The following is an 18,489-nucleotide window of genomic DNA, read 5'->3' as shown; positions in this document are numbered from 1 at the left end:
TCTCGATCCAGCATGGAGGAGGATTCATGAAAGATTTTCGACTTGTGATCCCTTGATCAAATCGGCGAGCGCAGCTTTCGACACCGCTGAAACATCCTGAACCAATTTATCCGTTGACTCCTCTATCTGGACTGTAACGCCAGCAAATGTCCTGTTCTCTCAAGGACGCGGCTGCCGATGCGATCTCATAGACCATTTGGATAAATCCCCATGACACAGACACCTCTGCTCATCGGCTTCGTCATCATGTCGCTTGCCTCCTTGGCTATCTATGCCAAAGGTGCTCACCGCGGGCCGCTGCGCGGCCATACGCTGATCCATGCAGCTGTTCCCTTTATCGCCGCTACGGCGTATCTCGCCATGTACCTGGGTGTCGGCAATCTGATCAAGCCGGACGACAGCATCACTTATGTCGCTCGCTACTTCGATTGGCTCCTGACCACGCCCCTGCTGTTGGCAGGCGTTGTCAGCTCGGCGTATCTGGGGGCTCGCGAGCGTGATGGTCAGGCCGGTTTCGTGGCGTCCATCGTGACCTTGGACGTAATGATGATAGTGACAGGCCTGGTTGCCTCCCTGGCGCTCTATGGCACCATCAAATGGGTCTTCTTCGCCTGGTCATGCGTCGCATTCGTCGGCGTGCTCTATCTGATCTGGAAGCCATTGGCGGCGCTTTCCGACGCGTCTCCGGCAATCGGCGCGGCCTATCGTAAAAACAGTGGCTTTCTCACCGTGCTCTGGCTGATCTACCCCGTTGTCTTTGCCGTCGGACCGGAAGGCATCTGGGCGATCAGCGATGCAGCGACCCTCTGGATCATTCTGGTACTCGACGTGCTGGCCAAGGTTGTCTACGCCTTTACCTCCGAGCGCAATCTGCGCGCGGCGCTTGTTCATTCCGGCGCCTGAGAATGAACCGAAGCGGCTGGTTGGCATTGCTGTTGACCGCCGCAATGGCCAGCGTAGGCGGGGGAGCGGGACAGCTGACGTTTGCGCTGGCCGTAGGGCTGGGCTTGGGGCTCTTGCACGGCGTCAGCGACCTACACCTTGTGGCACCGGCCCGGCGCTGGTTTTTTTTATGCGCTTATCTGGCGGTGGCTCTGGGCTGCCTGGTCTTTTGGCAACTCGCAAGCAGGACGGCTCTGCTGCTGTTCTTGCTGCTCTCGGTCTGGCATTTTGTCCACGAGGATGAAGTGTTTCACGATCGGCTGACTTCGCTGGCATTGGGCGTTTTCATTGTCGGTGGCCCGGCGGTGATACACGAGGCAGAGGTCACTCGGTTGCTGGCGTTGAGCATGGGCTTGGGCGAATCCAATGCCCTCGCAGAGTGGCTGACGTGGTTACTCGCCGCAGTTGGCAGCGTGGCGCTGCCGATACTGCTGCTGGTTTCCTGCCGACGACGCTGTCTTTGGTTGGCGACCACCTTGCTCGGGGTAGTGCTGGCACCACCGCTGGTAGGCTTTGCGCTGGGTTTCTATCTATTGCATGCCGCGCCCCAGACCCGGGTTCGTCAACGAATGCTGGGCGTACCTGATTTAGCGGCCTATCTACGGCTCACCTGGCCAATACTATTGGGCGCAGCGCTGTTCACCTTGGGTGGTGGCCTGCTCTTCCTCCTCCAGGAGCACACTGGCACCCGTGCCTTGTTCGCTGTGCTGACTGCCTTTGCAGTGCCACACATGCTTATCCTGCCGCGCTTTTTGCCCGCAACTGGCACTGCTGGCCAATCCGGTGAGGGAACTCGACTCGTCGGGAGATAGCTTTCCGGCAGAGCATTGAAGGCATCATCAACCCCCTCAATCACCCCATCAAAACAGCCGATTGGCCATTTCTTGCCCCCCTCCGTAACGTAACCACCCGGTGCGACAGATGCGCGCACCGTCTGAGCTTGTCGTTCCCCCTGCTCAGCCCACGATCACGCGCGAGCCCGCCATGTCTTTGAATACCCCGCAGCAAATTGCCGAAATTGCCGTCGAAAGCGGCGTCAAGAAAGCTCACCTGAGCCTCTCTTCGTTGATGATCCTTGGATTTCTGGCGGGCGCTTTCATCGCCTTCGGATTTCTTCTCGACATCCATGTGAGCACCATGATCCCCAGTGATTGGGCGTCGCTGGGTAACCTGCTGGGCGCTGTGGTGTTTCCGGTGGGGTTGATTCTCGTGGTGCTGGCCGGCGGCGAGTTGTTGACCGGCAACATGATGAGCCTGCCCATGGCGCTGTTCGCCGGGCGTATCGGTTTGAGCCAACTGCTGCGCAACTGGGCGCTGGTGACGCTGGCCAACCTGATGGGCGCGCTGTTCGTCGCCTACTGTTTCGGGCACTTGGTCGGGCTGACCGAAGGCGCCTTTATGGGCAAGACCGTGGCTATCGCCAATGCCAAGGTGTCGGCCAGTTTCGAGCAGGCGTTCATCTCCGGTATTGGCTGCAACTGGTTGGTGTGCCTGGCGGTGTGGCTCAGCTACGCGAGCAAGGATGTGGTCGGCAAGGTGGTGGGCATGTGGTTTCCGGTGATGGCTTTTGTCGCGATCGGCTTCCAGCACGTTGTTGCCAACATGTTCGTCATACCGGCGGCGATCTTTGCCGGGGCGTTGAGCTGGGCGCAGTTCGCCGATAATTTCGTGCCGGTATTCCTGGGTAACGCCGTGGGCGGCGCGGTCTTCGTCGGCTTGGCCTATCATGTGGCGTACTTCAAGACGGCAACCGGCTCCGAAGCGTCGTCCACGGCCAGTGGCGCGCAAACGCCGAAATAATCCAGCCAGGCTGGATCGATACTGTCATCAAGGTTGAGAAATGGACTTCACACCTGTCATCGCCCAGCTCTGGGGAACGCTGAGCTGGGCGCTCCCGCTCCTGTTGCTGATCACGCTGCTCAAATCGCCATGGGCCAAGCTCCGCATCGAAAGGCGAACTACCCAAATGTTTGCCTGAACGGATCGGCACTTTTCTGTATTGCAGTGACCACGTGCTGCGCTTGCTCCGTCACCTCACCCGAGCTCGCCAGCACCTGCTCCAACGCCTGCAGTTGCGTGCGGATAACTTCTTGCGGCTGCTCTACAGCACAGAGCTGGGCGAACTCCAGCAGCCCCTGCCGCGAGGCAAACATGGATTTGTTGCCGATCAGGTCCAGTGCCAATACATCGTCAGGGATATAGGCTGTGGTGTTGACGATGTCGTAGGCGGGTGCAAGTCGTGCATCGCCTAGGGCGGGATTGGCGTAGAGCAGTCCGAAGTTTTTCAGATGAGCATCGCCGTTGCCGACGATGCAGCTGAGAGTCACGATAGCGAATAGCTGAGACAGTGAATGCTCTATCCGGTCAGGGGCGCAGAACATCCGGATAGCTCTGGCAATGGACGAGTAGCTCTTGCTGTACTTCTGTTCGGCAGCTAGGCCCATGAGGGCTGTCATGTCCTCGAAGCCAATGGGGTTGAGCTGCTCGTCCCGATCAAAGCGGCGCATGACGAACAGTTTGGTGTTATCGGACAAGTAGAATTCCGGCACGACGATGCCGGCTGCTTTGGCCACGGACATGCAGAGAAACTCGTTGATCGCCAGGCCAGGGAATTCATCTCGGCCGCTCTTGATGATCAGTTCGGACGTTTTCGAGGTGAATCGCTGCGGCGCGTGGTTTTGATGCTCAGGTACCAGTACCTTGGGTTGCACCCCTGAGATGCCGGCACGCAGGATGTACCGATCAACCAGGCTGGCGAAGATGTCCTCCGCGCCATCCCAGGCGAGGATCTCATCCAGCCTTTCTCCGGGGAACTGCTGGCGTTGCAACAGCGCATCGACTTCCGGCGATTTGACTGCGACTCGCCCGATGGGCGAACTGCTGCCTGAAAGTGCCAGGAGTAGCATTGGATCGACGTTTGTCACCTTGGCCAGGCGATTACGCAGCTGCTCCAGCACGTAACCCTCAGGCAGATTCATCTGGAAGATGGGATGAAGTTCGCGATGGCGGTAGTCATCCATACGCGGGGGCATGAGCAAACTGATCGCCCTGTGGGCACTAGCGTCATGGCGATAGCGGAAGATGTAGTCATCTTCGCTGCGCATCACTCTTCCGCTCTCTCCTTCCGGGGTTGAAACCTGCAGTAGGGACGGCATCAGTCGAATATCCCGTGAATTTCATCCAGCGTGGGCAGCACGGCAGGGATGACCGTAAGTTCGCAATTCAGCGCAGCAAGCACGCGTGCATAGGCGGTCATGCCGACCGAGTGGTCGCCCTTCTCGATCGCAATGACCTTCTGCCGTGTGACAAAAGCTAATGCGGCAAGCCGGGCTTGAGTCATCCCACGATTGAGGCGGCGTTGCCGGATTTGCGCGCCCAGACGGGTAGCAATGAGCTCGTAATCCATGTTCTGTATACGTAACAAATTGAGGTCAATGTAACGTATACCTAACCCTCGCGAAAATAAAGCTTCGCCTGACACAAAGTGCAGCCTTCAGGCTTCTCCGGAAGCACTTACTTGGCCTGCAGGCGAAACCCCAGCAAATTCTCCTGCAGCCGGTACTGCTCGCCAATGTTCCTGCAAAAGCTGGTGCGTGGCAGGAACGCGCCGGCGCCGTTCAGGTAGGGCGGGATATTGGTGCTCTGTTCGCAGCCTTGCAGGATGCGGCCGCGTAGCGCGCCGTTGGCCTGGGCCGAGCGCAGGGCGCCCAATGGGGTCGGGTCGGCGACGACCAGGGCGCCGGGGGGCACCAGGGTTTCGTAGGTGCGGGCGAACTGTTCTGCGGAGCGGTCCTGCAGGTAGGGCACCAGGTAGTAGCGGATGTCGTTGCGAAACGGCAACGCTTCGGTGTGGGTCGGCAGCTTGACCCAGCCATTGGCGTACAGCCCCCACATCGACAGCAGGGCCGCCGGCCCGGCCACGACCGAAAGGTAGAGCGCGGCGACGCCGAAACGATTGCCAGGCAGGTACCTGGCCAAGTGAGCGACGCCCAGGATGCTGGCCAGGGCGATGCCGGGCAGGAACAGGGTGAAGCGGTCGAATACGCCGTAGGACACGGCGAACAGGAAGTTGAGGAGCAGCGCGGCCCACAGCACTTGCAGGGCGCGGGTTTTCGGCCACACGAGCAGGCCAATGAGTTGCGGGCCGATCAGTGACAAACCCAGCAGCACCACGGCGTTCTTTTCGTGCCACATGTCGTCGAAACGCCACAGCGTGTCGTTGCGGCCGCCGGGAATGATCGCCAACTGGTCGGGACCGGCCAGGTAACGGCGAGCGATTTCGAACAGGCTCATGCCGCTGTCCAGATCGCAGATGACAGCGGGCAAAGCGGGTGCAAACCCCAGCGCAATTGCAGGCAGGACGAGCAGCAGGCGCAGCTTGTGTTGCATGGCCAGATGCACGTACAGCGGCAACAGCACCACCAGCGTCAGCGGGTGTATCGCCAGGGCCAGTCCACTGAGCACACCGATGGCCAGCAGGCGCGCTGTGGCGCCAAGTCGCGCGGGTGTGGCGAAGCACAGCCAGTAGGCCCCGATGATCAGCACGGCATGCAGCACATAGGGCTCGGCCTTGGTGGACGCCCAGAACACGGCGTGGGCCAATACCGTTGCCGTGGCTGACAGCAGCGCCAGATGGCGGGATGCACCTACATTAACTGCCAGGCCATGCACGACCAGCGCCAGCGGCAGCAACAGGATGGCGTTGAGCAGGCTGAGCAGGTGCATGCCCAGCAGCGCCTGGACGACACGGCTCACCAGTGCGTGAAACGGGTGGCTGACCGGCCCCAGGGAGGTGCTGAAGAACGAGCCGTGGGCGGCCTCGGCAAGCATCAGGCCGTTGTCCATCCACTGAATCGAACCACTGCTGGCCAGGAAGCTGGCGATCACGGCGCAGGCCAGCATCAGACCGGCCACTACGGTGGGCAGGTGCATGCCACGGGTTGAACTCATGTTCCTTGCTCTCCATGGCCGCGAGCAGCGGACTGTTTGGTCAGGGTATGAAAGGGGCTCTGTTCGGCAGGCGAACTATAGAGGGATTAATTGTTTTGCCACTTCAATTTAATCAATCCACTGCACTCGGCCTGCCGTTCGCCTGACGCCAGAAACAGCCGGTTGCAGCGGACTTTTCATCCGTTGCGTCAAACTTTCCATTCAACTAACGCAACGAGGAGCAACAGCGGTTGAAAGACCTGAAGGATCGCCCTTGGCAACATTGCTTTGAGCCGGGCGTCGATAAGTGGCCTAATGCGCCCCACTGACTTGCCTATGGAGCCCCCGCCTTGTCCGACCGCCACCCGCTTGCACTGGATGCCATAGATCGCCAATTGATTGCCGCGCTGCAGCTCAATGCCCGCGAGAGTGTGGCGATGCTCGCGCGCGGATTGGGCATTGCGCGCACGACGGTCACGGCGCGGCTCGCTCGGCTGGAAAGCTCAGGGGTCATCAGCGGGTACGGTGTCCGGCTCGGCCAGCACGCATTGGACGGCGGCCTGCAGGCCTACGTCGGCATCACCGTGCAGCCGCGCTCGGGCAAGGACGTGGTACGACGCCTGAGTGGCATGGCGCAGGTGCAGCAACTGTGCGCGGTGAGTGGCGAGTTCGATTACGTGGCATGGCTGCGTACCGACTCGCCAGAGCAACTGGACCAACTGCTGGACCAGATCGGCAGCGTCGACGGGGTGGAGAAAACCACGACGTCGATCATCCTCAGCAACAAGGTCGACCGCCGGGATTGATCCTCCGATTTGCACAATGCAGCGCCGACACGTCTTTTCGACCGATAAAACGTCAGATCGACGACACTTTGTGTCTTATTAACCTCATCACCCTTGCCTAGAATGAACCTGCGTTTTCCTCGTTCAGCCAAGGTCCCGCCATGAGCCCAACTTCGCGTCACCCCGCCGACGGCAAGAAGCCCGTCACCGTATTCGGTCCGGATTTTCCCTTCGCCTTCGATGACTGGATCGAGCATCCGGCCGGGCTGGGGGTGATTCCCGAACACCACCATGGTGCCGAAGTGGCCATCGTCGGCGCCGGGATCGCCGGCCTAGTGGCGGCCTACGAGCTGATGAAGCTGGGGCTGCGGCCCGTGGTCTATGAGGCGTCGAAAATGGGCGGACGGCTGCGTTCGCAGAAGTTCGAAGGCACCGAGGATATCGTCGCTGAATTGGGCGGGATGCGTTTCCCGGTGTCGTCTACCGCGTTCTACCACTATGTCGACAAGCTCGGCCTGCAGACCAAGCCCTTCCCCAACCCGCTGACCCCGGCCTCGGGCAGCACGGTGATCGACCTGGAAGGCGAGACCTATTACGGCCAGACCTTGGCCGACCTGCCGGCGCTGTTTCAGGAGGTCGCGGACGCCTGGGCCGACGCACTGGAAGAAGGCGCCCGTTTCGGCGATATCCAGCAGGCGATCCGCGACCGCGACGTGCCGCGCCTCAAGGAGCTGTGGAACACCCTGGTGCCGCTGTGGGACGACCGCACCTTCTATGATTTCGTGGCCACGTCCAAGGCTTTTGCCCAGCTGTCGTTTCATCACCGGGAAGTGTTTGGCCAGGTGGGTTTCGGCACCGGCGGCTGGGATTCGGACTTTCCCAATTCGATGCTGGAAATCTTCCGTGTGGTGATGACCAACTGCGACGATCACCAGCATCTGGTGGTCGGTGGCGTAGAGCAGGTGCCATTGGGTTTGTGGAAGCATGTGCCTGAGCGCTGTGCCCACTGGCCTGCCGGCACCAGCCTGGCGTCGCTGCACCGCGGCGCGCCGCGCGGTGGCGTGAAGAAGATCGCCCGGGCCGCAGATGGCCGCTTTGCGGTTACCGATCACTGGGACGACACGCGGCATTACGCGGCGGTGCTGACCACCTGCCAGAGCTGGTTGCTGACCACTCAGATCGAGTGCGAGGAAACGCTGTTTTCGCAGAAGATGTGGATGGCGCTGGACCGTACCCGCTACATGCAGTCCTCGAAGACCTTCGTCATGGTCGACCGGCCGTTCTGGAAGGACAAGGACCCCGAGACCGGCCGCGATCTGATGAGCATGACCCTCACCGACCGCCTGACCCGTGGCACCTACCTGTTCGACCACGGCGACGACAAACCGGGGGTGATCTGCCTGTCGTATGCCTGGATGAGCGATGCCCTGAAGATGCTTCCCCATCCTGTGGAAAAGCGCGTCAAGCTGGCCCTGGATGCCTTGAAGAAGATCTACCCGAAGGTCGACATCGCCGCGCGCATCATCGGCGACCCGATCACCGTGTCATGGGAAGCCGATCCGTATTTCCTCGGCGCTTTCAAGGGCGCCCTGCCCGGCCACTACCGCTACAACCAGCGCATGTATGCGCACTTTATGCAAAGCGCGTTGCCTGATGCACAACGCGGTATCTTCATCGCCGGTGACGACGTGTCGTGGACGCCTGCCTGGGTCGAAGGCGCGGTGCAGACGTCGCTGAACGCGGTGTGGGGCATCATGACCCACTTCGACGGCTACACTCACCCGGAAAACCCCGGGCCTGGGGACGTTTTCGATGAACTGGGGCCCATTGCCCTGTCGGATTGACCGCTTCCTTGATCGCAACAGGAGCCCGCATGCGCATAGCCTTGTACCAATGCCCGTCCCAACCGCTCGACGTCGAGGGCAACCTTGCCCGCTTGCAGGCGCGCGCCCGTGAAGCTGCACAGTGGGATGTCGAACTCTTGGTACTGCCAGAGATGTTTCTGAGCGGCTACAACATCGGTGCGGGCGTGGCCCGCAACCTGGCCCAGGCCAGCGACGGTGCCAACGCCGAACAGGTCGCGCAGATCGCTCGGCAATTCGGCCTGGCCATTGTGTACGGCTACCCGGAGCTGGATGAACAGGGCAACGTGTACAACTCGGTGCAGTTGATCGACCGCACCGGAGAGCGCCTGGGCAACTACCGCAAGACCCACCTGTTCGGCGACGCCGATCGCGCCATGTTCAGCGCAGGCGAACAGGCACCTGCGGTGCTCGAGCTCAATGGCTGGAAGCTGGGCCTGCTGATCTGCTACGACCTGGAGTTTCCGGAAAACGCGCGTCGGCTGGCCGCTGCTGGGGCGGAGCTGATTCTGGTGCCTACCGCCAATATGGTCCCCTACGGTTTCATTGCCGAGGTGACCGTGCGCAGTCGGGCGTTCGAGAATCAGTGCTACGTGGCGTATGCCAACTATTGCGGCAACGAGATGGAGTTCGAGTACTGCGGGCTGAGCAGCATTGCCGGTGCCGATGGGCAGCAGATTGCCAAGGCAGGTCGGGATGAGGCGTTGATCGTCGGCACGTTGGACAAGGCCTCCCTGGCGTCGGCGCGCAGTGCGTTCACCTATCTGAACGACAGGCGGACCGAGCTTTATTGATGTTGCCGATTTGTAGGCGGGGTCTTGGACCCTGAAAGCTTGACTGGGGCCTGTCTGACACACCGGAGTGTCTTTTCGCGGCCGCTGACCGCTCCTACTGGGATGGGGGGTGTGGCGGGACGGGCGAGTGAGTGAGTGAGTGATGTCAATAAACCATCATGGGCGTGCTTTGTGGCCCATGGTGGTTTTTTTTTGACGACGGTAAATAGTCGGCTTTTGTGTGGATTTTACTGTTTTACGCCGCTTGCGAAATGATCGGGCCCAGTAACTGCGCGGGTTTGCGGTCCACTGACGGGCTCCCCAGCTGGAAAACTTCAAAAACGTCAAAGAAAGCAGCAATATGCCAGCGCCAAAAATAAATTACCTTATAAATCAATGGCATATGTAATTATATCAAGGCGATTCTAATCGGCGCGCTATTTTTGACGAAAGCAATTGACAGTCCTCCCGCCAAAGCCGATATATCACCCCATCTGCCGCCAACACAGCAGTTGCAGCGACGCCGAAGAGTGTCGCGCAGACCCGACGACTACCCCATTGCCCTGTAAGCGCTGACCTCAATGAGCGGTCCGCGCCGTGTGCTCTGGCCTGTGCAGTTCGTCATGTTCATTGCAGTACGCGAAGTTGGAATTTGCACATTTCAAGGATCGTCAAGTACGAACCGGGCGGTAGCTTTGCCCAAACACAGAGAACGTTAGTTATGGCGTTCAATCAACCGCGTGTCCAAGGAGGGTTCTTCCTCATGTCACATTTGTTCAACCTGGATGAAAGCACGTCGAACCGCCTGGCGGTCGACATGAATGAACAGGGCTATGCCGTACTGGAAAACGCTTTGGCGCCCTACGTGCTGGAAGAACTTCGTGCTTATGTGGATGACCAGGCCGCGCGCCATAACCATCAGTACTTCGCCTATCACGGCAATGCGCCGCTGGTGGGCAGCCGCCTGGCGGCCACGGCGATGTCGAGCGAGTTTCGCCAGCACCTGGCGCGCCTACATGAGCAGGGCCAGGGCCATGCTGCGCCCAGCGACCAGGTGTTCCCGGTATTGCGTTGCGTGCAAGGCCACAGCGGCCTGAAGGAATCCAACGCGTTTCACTTCGATGCCACCGTGCTGACCATGCTGGTGCCGATCTTCATCCCCGAGCTGGGCAAGGATCGCGGCGACCTGGTGCTGTTTCCCAACCTGCGCAAGGTGCGGGGCAGCGTGCTGTTCAACGCTGCTGAGAAAGTGCTGTATCAGAACCCGCTGTGCCGACGCCTGATGGGTTGGTGTATCGAGCGCGGCTGGCTCAAGCCGCTGTTGCTGCGCATGAGGCCTGGCAACGTGTATTTCTTCTGGGGCTACCGTTCGCTGCATGCCAACCAGCCGTGCGATCCGGCGCACCGGCGTGCCACTGCGCTGTTCCACTACGGTGACCCTCATGCCGGCAGCCTGACCACACGGATGATCCTGCGGCTCAACCAGCACCGCGCCCGACGCGCAGTCGCCCGCAGCAAAAGTCAGGCGTCCTGAGCGGACAATAACGTGTTGGATACCACGGGAATGGCGAGCCGCCAGGGAGCAGCGAATGATCAACGTAACCAAGGCCTATCTAGGCGACATCGACAAGTTCAAGGCCTATGTGGACCGTATCTACGCGTCCCACTGGCTGACAAACCACGGTCCGCTGTGCTGCGAGCTGGAGGAGCGCCTCAAGGATTACCTGGGCGTGCGCCACTTGATCCTGACCAATAACGGCACGCTGGCGCTGCAGGTGGCCTACCGCGCCCTGGGCCTTTCCGGCAGCGCCGTGACCACGCCGTTCAGCTTCGTGGCCACCAGCAGTTCGCTGCATTGGGAAGGTATTCGTCCGGTGTTCGCCGACATCGACCCGCATACGTGGAACCTGGACCCGGAGCAGATTCCAGGCAGCCTGCAGGCCGACACCAGTGCCATCGTCGCCACCCACGTGTTCGGCAACCCCTGCGCGGTGGAACGCATCGAAGCGATCGCTCGTCAGTACCGCCTCAAGGTGGTGTACGACGGCGCCCACGCCTTTGCCGTGAAGCACGCCGGTCAGTCCGTGTACCACTGGGGCGATGCCAGCACCCTGAGTTTCCATGCCACCAAGTTGTTCCACACCATCGAGGGTGGCGCGATCGTCACCAACGACGATGAAGTCGCGGCGCGGGTGCGCAAGCTGTGCAACTTCGGCATCACCGACGTGGACAAGATCGAGGGCCTGGGCACCAACGCCAAGCTCAACGAATTCTGCGCCGCCATGGGGTTGAGCGTACTCGACGACATCGACAACATCCTCGAGCGTCGCGCCGAGATGGGTCATTACTACCGCCAGCGCCTGGGTGGCTATCTGGACCTGCAACGCCAGGCCGACGACAGCCAGGTCAACTACAGCTATTTCCCGGTGGCCTTGCAGAACGAAACCCAGGTGCTGGCCATGCGCACCGAACTGCAAGCCGGCGGCATCAATCCACGGCGTTATTTCTACCCTTCGCTCGACACTCTCGAATATCTGCAGCCGCAAGCGGTCCAGTACCAGTCGCGCAGTCTGAGCGAGCGAGTGCTTTGCCTGCCCATCTACCCCGGTCTGGCGCGGGCGACTCAGGACCAGGTCGTCGACACCCTGCTGCGCGGCCACGAACTGAGTTACCCACAATCCGTTTCATGGGCCACCGCTGTATGAAAACAGGCATGAATTCGTTGAACCAGGGCACGCGTCGATGAAGAAGCTTTCTGTCATCCACAACACGGCCCTCAGCTACCTGGGCCAGGCCTATGCGCTGGTGATCGGCATCTTGATCATGCCGTTCTACCTCAGCCATCTGGGCGCCGAGGCCTATGGCTTGATCGGCTTCTATGCCGTGATGCAGGCCTGGCTGCTGCTGCTCGACGCTGGTGTGTCGCCGTCGCTGGTGCGCCAGATCGCTCATCACCAGGGCAGCAGCGACAGCGCGGCGGCCAAGCGTATCGGCGGCTGGTTGATGCGCTCCTTCGAGCTGGTGTTTCTGCCCATGGCACTGATGTGCGCGTTGGGTGTGTACCTGGCCAGCGACTGGATGGCCGCCCATTGGCTGCAGGCCCAGGCACTGGAGCCGCAGACCATCGTCAACTGCGTGATTCTGATGGGCGTGATGGTTGGCCTGCGCCTGTTCGCCACGCTGTACAAGAGCGGCCTGCAAGGCCTGGAGATGCACGCCTGGTTGAACAACGCCAACGTGGTCATCGCCACGCTGCGCTACTTCGGCGGCCTGGTGCTGGTGACCTGGGTGTCGCAGGACGCGCAGGTGTTCTTCGAATTCCAGCTGTTCGTGGCGCTGGTCGAGACCTTGATCTTCGCTGCCAAGGCCTACCGCCACCTGCCTGCACCGACCCCGTTGAGCGGGTTCAACTGGGTGCTGGTCAAGCCGATCCTGCCGTTCGCGGCCAGCGTGTCGCTGACCGCCGTGGTCTGGATCGTGCTGACCCAGCTGGACAAGGTGCTGTTGTCCAAAGTGCTGCCGCTGGCCGAATACGGTTACTTCTCGCTGGTCGCCCTGCTGACCACCGGGATCATGATGATGATCAACCCGCTGGTGCAGACTCTGCTGCCGCGCATGACGGTGCAGGTTGCAGAAGGCCGTGAAAGCGACATGCATGCCCTGTACCTGGGTGCCAGCCGCTTCGTCAGCACCTTCCTGTTTCCGCTGGCGGCGATCATCGCGTTCTATGCCGAGCCGCTGCTGTTTGCCTGGAGCGGTGATACACAAGCCGCTCAGTGGGGGGCGCCGATCCTGTTCTGGTACGCCCTGGGCAGCGCCATCCTGGCGGTCAGCGCGTTCCAGTACCACCTGCAATACGCCTACGGCGAAATGCGCCTGCACATCGGCTACAGCGTGGTGTCGGCCGTGATCAGCGTACCGGCGATGATCATTGCGGTGTACGGCTGGGGCGCCCTGGGCGCGGCCGTGACCTGGTTCATGCTGCGCCTGGTGTCGTTCGCGCTGTGGCCACAAGTGGTGCATCGGCGCCTGGCGCCCGGCCTGCACCGGCCCTGGCTGCACGACATTCTGCGCATCAGCCTGAGCACCGTGTTCGGCGTGCTGCTGACCCATCCGTTGTTCAAGGCCATTGCCGGCGGCTCCAGCGACCGCCTGGTGATCTTCGTCGCCCTGGCCGTGTGTGGCGTGCTGACCCTGGCCCTGGTGGCCGCCACCTACAAACCACTGGCCCTGCGGGTCTTCCTCAAGTTGAGCAGAGCGAGCGCCGAACGATGAAGCGGACCGAACAACAGATCATGCAGGCCTGGCCACAGGGGCAGGAACCGTTGCTGTCGATCACCTGCCCGGCCTACAACCAGGTCGAGTACATCGAGCAGACCCTGGACAGCTTTCTGGCGCAACGCACCACGTTCGCCTTCGAGATCCTGATCAACGACGACGCCTCCAGCGACGGCACGACGCAGGTCATCGAGCGTTACGCCGAACAGTATCCGAACCTCATCAAGCCGGTGATTCATCAGCACAACCAATACCAGTTGGGTCGCTGGTGCTTCCCGGCGCTGTTCAACCGGGCCCGCGGCAAGTACATCGCCTATTGCGAGGGCGACGATTACTGGATCGACCCGCTCAAGTTGCAGAAGCAGGTGAACTTCCTCGAAGCCAACGCCGATTACGTGCTGACCTACCACGACGCCATGGCGTTCGACAGCGAAGGTGAACGGGGCATCCAACTGACCGGCAAGTACCAGGCCGATGCCAGCGCCATGGACCTGCTCAAGGCCCGCCCGATCTCGACCCTGACCACCTGCTTTCGCAACGTGCTGCACGAACTGCCCCGCGAACTTGCGCAAGCGCCGGTGCTGGATTTGTGCTGGTGGTCGATGCTCGGTGCCCACGGCAAGGGCAAGTACCTGGCCGACATCGCCCCGGCACGCTACCGCCTGCACCCTGGCGGGATCTTTTCCCAGCGCCCGGGCCAGAACAAATTGCAGATGACCCTGCACACCTACGCGTGCCTGGCCAACTATTACTTCCGCCAGGGCGACCGCGTGCTCTACGAGCACTTTCTGGTGCAGGTGTCCGGCATGTGTGTGGCGGCGATCCGTCCGGTACAGAAATTCCGCGCCCTGCTGCATGTGTCGGGCAATGTCAGCCGCAACCTGATACGGCGCCTGACGCCGGCCGCGGCGAGGGGCTGAAGACGACATGATCAACAAGGTTCTGGTGATCTGCATCGGCAACATCTGCCGCAGCCCCATGGCAGTGGCGCTGTTGCGTCACCACGCGCCGCACCTGCAGGTTGAATCGGCGGGCCTGAGGGCTTGCGTGGGTGAGGACATGGACAGCCTGACCGCACAGGTACTGGCCGACAACCAAGTGCCACGGCCGGCGCACGCTGCCTGCCAGCTGACCGACGAGCAGGTGCGTTGGGCCGATCTGATTCTGGTCATGGACCAGCGCCAGTTGCGCAGCATCACCGACACGGCCCCGCACACGCGCGGCAAAACGTTTCTGATCGGCAAGTGGCTCGACAATTTCGAAATCGACGATCCCTATCGCCGCCCCATTGCCGCCTTTCAAAGGACCTACACCGAATTGACTCGGTGTATCGAAGGCTGGCTGCCCTACCTGAGTTCCGAGGATCGACAAAGATGACCGCGATGAACCGTTCAAACCTGGAGTACTACAAGGACACCCAGATCGATCTCGCGACGATTCTTCGGACCTTGTTCGATCACAAGAAACTGATTGCCGGGGTCGTGGCCCTGTTCACGCTGCTGGGTGCTTTCTACGCCGTGGTCGCCACGCCGGTGTACCAGGCCAACGCCATGATCCAGATCGAACCGAAGAAGGTCGGTCTGGATGCGACCCCACAGCTCAACACCAAGCCGTCCTCGGTATCGGAAGCGGTGACCGAGATCGAGCTGATCAAGTCGCGTACCGTGCTGGGCCAGGTGGTCAGCGACCTCAAGCTGGACGTGGTGGCCACGCCGCGCTACTTCCCGGCAATCGGGCGCTACATGGCGCGCGAATTCACCCCGACCGGCAACCAGACACTGGCCGCGCCGCTGTTCGGTCTGGAGGCGTTCGCCTGGGGCGGCGAGAAGATCGACGTGTTCAACCTGGACGTGCCGGCAAACCTGCTGGGCGAGCGCCTGACCCTGATCGCCGGGCCGAACGGCACGTATCGCCTCGTGGGTACCGACGGCGCGCCACTGCTCAGCGGCCGTGTCGGCGAGGTCAGCCAGGGCAACGGCGTGACCCTGCAGCTGGCCGAGCTCACCGCTCGCCCCGGCACTGAATTTCGCCTGGTGAAGAACCGCCTGCTCAACACCTCGCTGGACTATCAACAGCGTCTGCGCGTAGCCGAGTCGGGCAAGGATTCGGGCATCGTCTACCTGAGCATCAACGACACCGACCCAGTCCAGGCCAACCGCGTGCTGGATGAAGTCAGCCGCCTGTACGTGCGCCAGAACGTGGAACGCAGTTCGGCCGAAGCGGCCCAGCGCCTGGATTTCCTGCGCTCGCAACTGCCCGTGGTGCGCAAGGAACTGGAAAAGTCCGAAGAAGCCCTGCACGCCTTCCAGATGCGTACCAAGTCGGTGGACATCACCCTTGAGACCAAGGCCCTGCTCGACCAGATGGTTGCCTACGACGCCCAACTGTCGGAGCTGCGCCTCAAGCGCACCGACCTGGATCGCTTGTACACCCGTCAGCATCCCGCGTCGGCAGCGTTGAGCCAGCAGATCAGCCAGATCGAGTCGCAGAAGACCTCCCTGCAAGCGCAGATCAAGGGCCTGCCCGAGACTCAGCAGGAATTGCTGCGCCTGACCCGTGACATGCAGGTGACCACCCAGACCTACACCCTGGTTCTGAACAAGAGCCAGGAGCAGGACATCATCCGCGCCGGCAACATCGGCAACGTGCGCATCATCGACAAGGCCGACAGCAACATCGAAGAGCCGGTCAAGCCGATGCGCGCGGTCATCGTTCTGGTGGCGATGCTGTTGGGCACCCTGGTCGCCGTGGCCATCATCTTCATCCGCCAGGCGTTCTACCGCGGCGTGGAAAACCCCGAGGTGATCGAGAGCCTGGGCATGCCGGTGTACGCCTCGCTGCCGCTGTCGCGCCAGCAGGAACGTTTGCAGAAGAAACGTGGCAAGGGTGTGACCAACCGCGAATCGCGCTTGCTCAGCGTGGCCGCGCCGAGCGAGCTGGCCATCGAGTCGTTGCGCAGCCTGCGCACCAGCCTGCACTTCGCGATGATGGAAGCACGCAACAACGTGCTGATGATCACCAGCCCCATGCCCGGCGTGGGCAAGTCGTTCGTCAGCGCCAACCTGGCGGTGATCATTGCCCAGGCCGGCAAGCGCGTGCTGCTGATCGACGGCGACATGCGCAAGGGCTACCTGCACCGATCCTTCGGCCTGCAGCCCAAGCACGGCCTGTCCGATGCCCTGGCCGCGCGCCTGGGCAACACCGAGGTGATCAATGCCACCGAAGTGGACAACCTGCACCTGATCGCCTGCGGCTTTGCCGCGCCCAACCCCTCCGAACTGTTGATGCATGACAACTTCAGCAAGCTGCTGCGCGAGCTGTCGCCGCATTACGACCTGGTGATCATCGACACCCCGCCGGTGATTGCCGTGACCGACGCCAGCCTGATCGGACGCCAGGCCGGGACCACCCTGCTGGTCGCTCGCTTCGGCCAGAGTTCGGTCAAGGAGATCGAGGTCAGCAAGCGTCGTCTTGCGCAGAACGGCGTGCTGGTCAAGGGCGCGATATTCAACGGCGTGATCCGCAAGGCGTCCACCGCCGAGTACGACTGCGCTGCCTACGGCTACGACTATTCGCCGAGCAAGAAGTGATCGCCGATCCAGGCAGGAGTCTCCCGATGCCCCGCACCGTTGCAATGATGCAGCCTTACTGGTTTCCCTATTTCGGCTATTTCCAGCTGATCGCCGGCGCTGATGCCTTTGTGCTCGGCGACAACCTGCAGTACGTACATCCGGGTTGGGTCAACCGCAACCGGCTGCTCAGCTGTGGCGCGCCGGCCTTGTTCACCCTGCCGCTGAAGAAGGACCGCTCGGACCTGGCGATCAACCAGCGCGAGCTCAGCGACAGCGCCCCGCAGGTGCTGGGCAAGCTGCTCAAGACGATTGCCATGAGCTACTCCCGGGCGCCTTACCGCGACGACGTGCTGGCGCTGCTCAAGCCGCTGATGACCTGCCCGGAACGCAACCTGGCGCTGTACCTGGAGTACTCGCTGCGCAAGGTCTGCGAATACCTGCAGATCGACACGCCGATCCACGTCGCCTCCACCCTGCCGGTGGACGAGCGCCAGGTGCAGGACAAGCAGGACCGCGTGGTGAAGGTGGCCCGCCACTTCGGCGCGCAGCGCTACCTCAATCCTATCGGCGGCACGGCGCTGTACGACGAAGAGTACTTCGCCCGCCACGACCTGGAGCTGCGTTTCCACCGCATGGACGAGCTTTGCTACACGCAGTTCAAAGACCCGTTCGTGCCCAACCTGTCGATCATCGACGTGCTGATGTTCAACCCCGTATCACGGATTCGCCAATGGCTGCCGTGCTACAGCACGCTCAAGCCGAGCGCTGCACAGGACACCCGCAGGGTGGCCACCAGTCCTTCCGTCCACGCCATCGAGATGCGCTCATGAACGACTTCGACAGCAATGCCAACTGGTACCTGATCCAGACCAAACCGCGGCAGGAAGCCCGTGCCGAAGAACATCTGCTGCGTCAGCAATACGAGTGCTTTCGCCCGTTGCGCGCCGCCTCTGCCCTGACCCGCAGCCGCCGCGTGGCCGACGAGGACTTGTTCCCCGGCTACCTGTTCATTCGCCTGGACTGCAACGACAACTGGTACCCGATCCGCTCCACCCGTGGCGTGTGCCGCGTCGTCGCCTTCGGCGGCATGCCGTGCCCGGTGCCGGACAGCCTGATCGCCAGCATTCGCCAGCGCACCCAGGCAAGCGCCGCGAACGCGGTGCGTTTCACCGAAGGCGAAGCGGTGCGAGTGCGCACCGGCGACAGTGAAGTGCAGGCCATTTTCCTCTGCGAGGACGGCGACGAACGCGCCGTGATCCTGCTCAACCTGCTGCAACGCGAGCAGCGTATCAGCCTGCCGCGCAGCAGCCTGCAGCGCCTTACCGCGCACGCCTGCTGAGCGGCGCAC

The 18,489-nt window shown here is 61.6% G+C and carries 17 protein-coding genes and 1 pseudogene; 15 read left to right on the top strand and 3 right to left on the bottom strand.

Annotation, left to right across the window (positions count from 1 at the left end; all coding sequences use genetic code 11):
* The first annotated feature begins 210 nt into the window (after window positions 1-210).
* The 4 genes and pseudogenes from QMX89_RS10500 to QMX89_RS10485 form a co-directional block, all read left to right on the top strand.
* Complete coding sequence (locus QMX89_RS10500) at window positions 211-903, top strand: bacteriorhodopsin (protein ID WP_192001452.1); 693 nt, start codon at window positions 211-213, stop codon at window positions 901-903.
* A gap of 2 nt (window positions 904-905) precedes the next feature.
* Window positions 906-1,754, top strand: a complete 849-nt coding sequence (locus QMX89_RS10495) for a Brp/Blh family beta-carotene 15,15'-dioxygenase (RefSeq protein WP_282348093.1) — start codon at window positions 906-908, stop codon at window positions 1,752-1,754.
* Window positions 1,755-1,926: 172 nt separating this feature from the next.
* A complete protein-coding gene (locus QMX89_RS10490; RefSeq protein WP_282348092.1) occupies window positions 1,927-2,742 on the top strand; it encodes a formate/nitrite transporter family protein in 816 nt (271 codons plus the stop codon).
* Between the two features lie 40 nt (window positions 2,743-2,782).
* Window positions 2,783-2,881: pseudogene (locus QMX89_RS10485) on the top strand (nuclease); the annotation flags it as partial.
* A 19-nt stretch (window positions 2,882-2,900) separates the two neighbouring features.
* Here QMX89_RS10485 and QMX89_RS10480 read toward each other — a convergent pair.
* The 3 genes from QMX89_RS10480 to QMX89_RS10470 all read right to left on the bottom strand — a co-directional run bounded on the left by QMX89_RS10480 (window position 2,901) and on the right by QMX89_RS10470 (window position 5,892).
* Window positions 2,901-4,097 carry a type II toxin-antitoxin system HipA family toxin gene (locus QMX89_RS10480; RefSeq protein WP_056845304.1) on the bottom strand — a complete coding sequence of 399 codons (1,197 nt, stop codon included), beginning with the start codon at window positions 4,095-4,097 and terminating at the stop codon, window positions 2,901-2,903.
* Window positions 4,097-4,348, bottom strand: a complete 252-nt coding sequence (locus tag QMX89_RS10475) for a helix-turn-helix domain-containing protein (RefSeq protein WP_049862428.1) — start codon at window positions 4,346-4,348, stop codon at window positions 4,097-4,099. The genes QMX89_RS10480 and QMX89_RS10475 overlap by 1 nt, the downstream gene beginning before the upstream one ends.
* A 107-nt stretch (window positions 4,349-4,455) precedes the next feature.
* Window positions 4,456-5,892, bottom strand: a complete 1,437-nt coding sequence (locus QMX89_RS10470) for a DUF2723 domain-containing protein (RefSeq protein ID WP_282348091.1) — start codon at window positions 5,890-5,892, stop codon at window positions 4,456-4,458.
* Between the two features lie 329 nt (window positions 5,893-6,221).
* Here QMX89_RS10470 and QMX89_RS10465 point away from each other — a divergent pair, with 329 nt between their 5' ends.
* The 11 genes from QMX89_RS10465 to rfaH all read left to right on the top strand — a co-directional run bounded on the left by QMX89_RS10465 (window position 6,222) and on the right by rfaH (window position 18,480).
* Window positions 6,222-6,677: an Lrp/AsnC family transcriptional regulator gene (locus QMX89_RS10465; RefSeq protein ID WP_049862430.1), complete on the top strand. Its 456-nt coding sequence runs from the start codon at window positions 6,222-6,224 to the stop codon at window positions 6,675-6,677.
* A 140-nt stretch (window positions 6,678-6,817) separates the two neighbouring features.
* Window positions 6,818-8,500: an NAD(P)/FAD-dependent oxidoreductase gene (locus tag QMX89_RS10460; RefSeq protein ID WP_056845300.1), complete on the top strand. Its 1,683-nt coding sequence runs from the start codon at window positions 6,818-6,820 to the stop codon at window positions 8,498-8,500.
* 29 nt (window positions 8,501-8,529) lie between these two features.
* Window positions 8,530-9,312 carry a carbon-nitrogen hydrolase family protein gene (locus QMX89_RS10455; protein ID WP_049862432.1) on the top strand — a complete coding sequence of 261 codons (783 nt, stop codon included), beginning with the start codon at window positions 8,530-8,532 and terminating at the stop codon, window positions 9,310-9,312.
* Window positions 9,313-10,054: 742 nt separating this feature from the next.
* The gene (locus QMX89_RS10450) at window positions 10,055-10,825 is read left to right on the top strand and encodes a hypothetical protein (RefSeq protein WP_282348090.1); all 771 of its coding nucleotides are present in this window, start codon (window positions 10,055-10,057) and stop codon (window positions 10,823-10,825) included.
* 55 nt (window positions 10,826-10,880) lie between these two features.
* Window positions 10,881-11,996 carry a DegT/DnrJ/EryC1/StrS family aminotransferase gene (locus QMX89_RS10445; protein ID WP_049862434.1) on the top strand — a complete coding sequence of 372 codons (1,116 nt, stop codon included), beginning with the start codon at window positions 10,881-10,883 and terminating at the stop codon, window positions 11,994-11,996.
* 37 nt (window positions 11,997-12,033) lie between these two features.
* Entirely contained in the window at window positions 12,034-13,566 is a 1,533-nt protein-coding gene (locus QMX89_RS10440) for an oligosaccharide flippase family protein (protein WP_282348088.1), read from the top strand.
* The gene (locus QMX89_RS10435; RefSeq protein ID WP_282348087.1) at window positions 13,563-14,489 is read left to right on the top strand and encodes a glycosyltransferase; all 927 of its coding nucleotides are present in this window, start codon (window positions 13,563-13,565) and stop codon (window positions 14,487-14,489) included. The genes QMX89_RS10440 and QMX89_RS10435 overlap by 4 nt, the downstream gene beginning before the upstream one ends.
* Window positions 14,490-14,496: 7 nt before the next feature.
* Window positions 14,497-14,946, top strand: coding sequence for a low molecular weight protein-tyrosine-phosphatase (locus QMX89_RS10430; protein WP_090360793.1), 450 nt, complete (start codon window positions 14,497-14,499; stop codon window positions 14,944-14,946).
* Complete coding sequence (locus tag QMX89_RS10425; RefSeq protein WP_049862438.1) at window positions 14,943-17,159, top strand: polysaccharide biosynthesis tyrosine autokinase; 2,217 nt, start codon at window positions 14,943-14,945, stop codon at window positions 17,157-17,159. Before QMX89_RS10430 ends, QMX89_RS10425 begins: the two co-directional genes overlap by 4 nt.
* Before the next feature lie 26 nt (window positions 17,160-17,185).
* Complete coding sequence (locus QMX89_RS10420) at window positions 17,186-17,971, top strand: WbqC family protein (RefSeq protein ID WP_282348086.1); 786 nt, start codon at window positions 17,186-17,188, stop codon at window positions 17,969-17,971.
* The gene (rfaH, locus tag QMX89_RS10415) at window positions 17,968-18,480 is read left to right on the top strand and encodes a transcription/translation regulatory transformer protein RfaH (protein ID WP_282348085.1); all 513 of its coding nucleotides are present in this window, start codon (window positions 17,968-17,970) and stop codon (window positions 18,478-18,480) included. The genes QMX89_RS10420 and rfaH overlap by 4 nt, the downstream gene beginning before the upstream one ends.
* Window positions 18,481-18,489 lie beyond the last annotated feature (9 nt).

Origin of the sequence: Pseudomonas sp. PS01301, from assembly GCF_029960215.1 — a bacterium.
GTDB classification, from domain to species: Bacteria; Pseudomonadota; Gammaproteobacteria; order Pseudomonadales; family Pseudomonadaceae; genus Aquipseudomonas; species Aquipseudomonas coleopterorum.
This window is presented reverse-complemented; position numbering and strand designations above follow the sequence as displayed.

Excerpts from the sequence above, each read along its gene's own strand:
- QMX89_RS10475 (WP_049862428.1), bottom strand. The coding sequence starts at position 4,348 with ATGGATTACGAGCTCATTGCTACCCGTCTGGGCGCGCAAATCCGGCAA.
- rfaH (WP_282348085.1), top strand. The coding sequence starts at position 17,968 with ATGAACGACTTCGACAGCAATGCCAACTGGTACCTGATCCAGACCAAA.
- QMX89_RS10450 (WP_282348090.1), top strand. The coding sequence starts at position 10,055 with ATGTCACATTTGTTCAACCTGGATGAAAGCACGTCGAACCGCCTGGCG.
- QMX89_RS10500 (WP_192001452.1), top strand. The coding sequence starts at position 211 with ATGACACAGACACCTCTGCTCATCGGCTTCGTCATCATGTCGCTTGCC.
- QMX89_RS10490 (WP_282348092.1), top strand. The coding sequence starts at position 1,927 with ATGTCTTTGAATACCCCGCAGCAAATTGCCGAAATTGCCGTCGAAAGC.
- QMX89_RS10445 (WP_049862434.1), top strand. The coding sequence starts at position 10,881 with ATGATCAACGTAACCAAGGCCTATCTAGGCGACATCGACAAGTTCAAG.
- QMX89_RS10420 (WP_282348086.1), top strand. The coding sequence starts at position 17,186 with ATGCCCCGCACCGTTGCAATGATGCAGCCTTACTGGTTTCCCTATTTC.
- QMX89_RS10495 (WP_282348093.1), top strand. The coding sequence starts at position 906 with ATGAACCGAAGCGGCTGGTTGGCATTGCTGTTGACCGCCGCAATGGCC.
- QMX89_RS10425 (WP_049862438.1), top strand. The coding sequence starts at position 14,943 with ATGACCGCGATGAACCGTTCAAACCTGGAGTACTACAAGGACACCCAG.
- QMX89_RS10435 (WP_282348087.1), top strand. The coding sequence starts at position 13,563 with ATGAAGCGGACCGAACAACAGATCATGCAGGCCTGGCCACAGGGGCAG.
- QMX89_RS10440 (WP_282348088.1), top strand. The coding sequence starts at position 12,034 with ATGAAGAAGCTTTCTGTCATCCACAACACGGCCCTCAGCTACCTGGGC.
- QMX89_RS10430 (WP_090360793.1), top strand. The coding sequence starts at position 14,497 with ATGATCAACAAGGTTCTGGTGATCTGCATCGGCAACATCTGCCGCAGC.
- QMX89_RS10470 (WP_282348091.1), bottom strand. The coding sequence starts at position 5,892 with ATGAGTTCAACCCGTGGCATGCACCTGCCCACCGTAGTGGCCGGTCTG.
- QMX89_RS10455 (WP_049862432.1), top strand. The coding sequence starts at position 8,530 with ATGCGCATAGCCTTGTACCAATGCCCGTCCCAACCGCTCGACGTCGAG.
- QMX89_RS10460 (WP_056845300.1), top strand. The coding sequence starts at position 6,818 with ATGAGCCCAACTTCGCGTCACCCCGCCGACGGCAAGAAGCCCGTCACC.
- QMX89_RS10480 (WP_056845304.1), bottom strand. The coding sequence starts at position 4,097 with ATGCCGTCCCTACTGCAGGTTTCAACCCCGGAAGGAGAGAGCGGAAGA.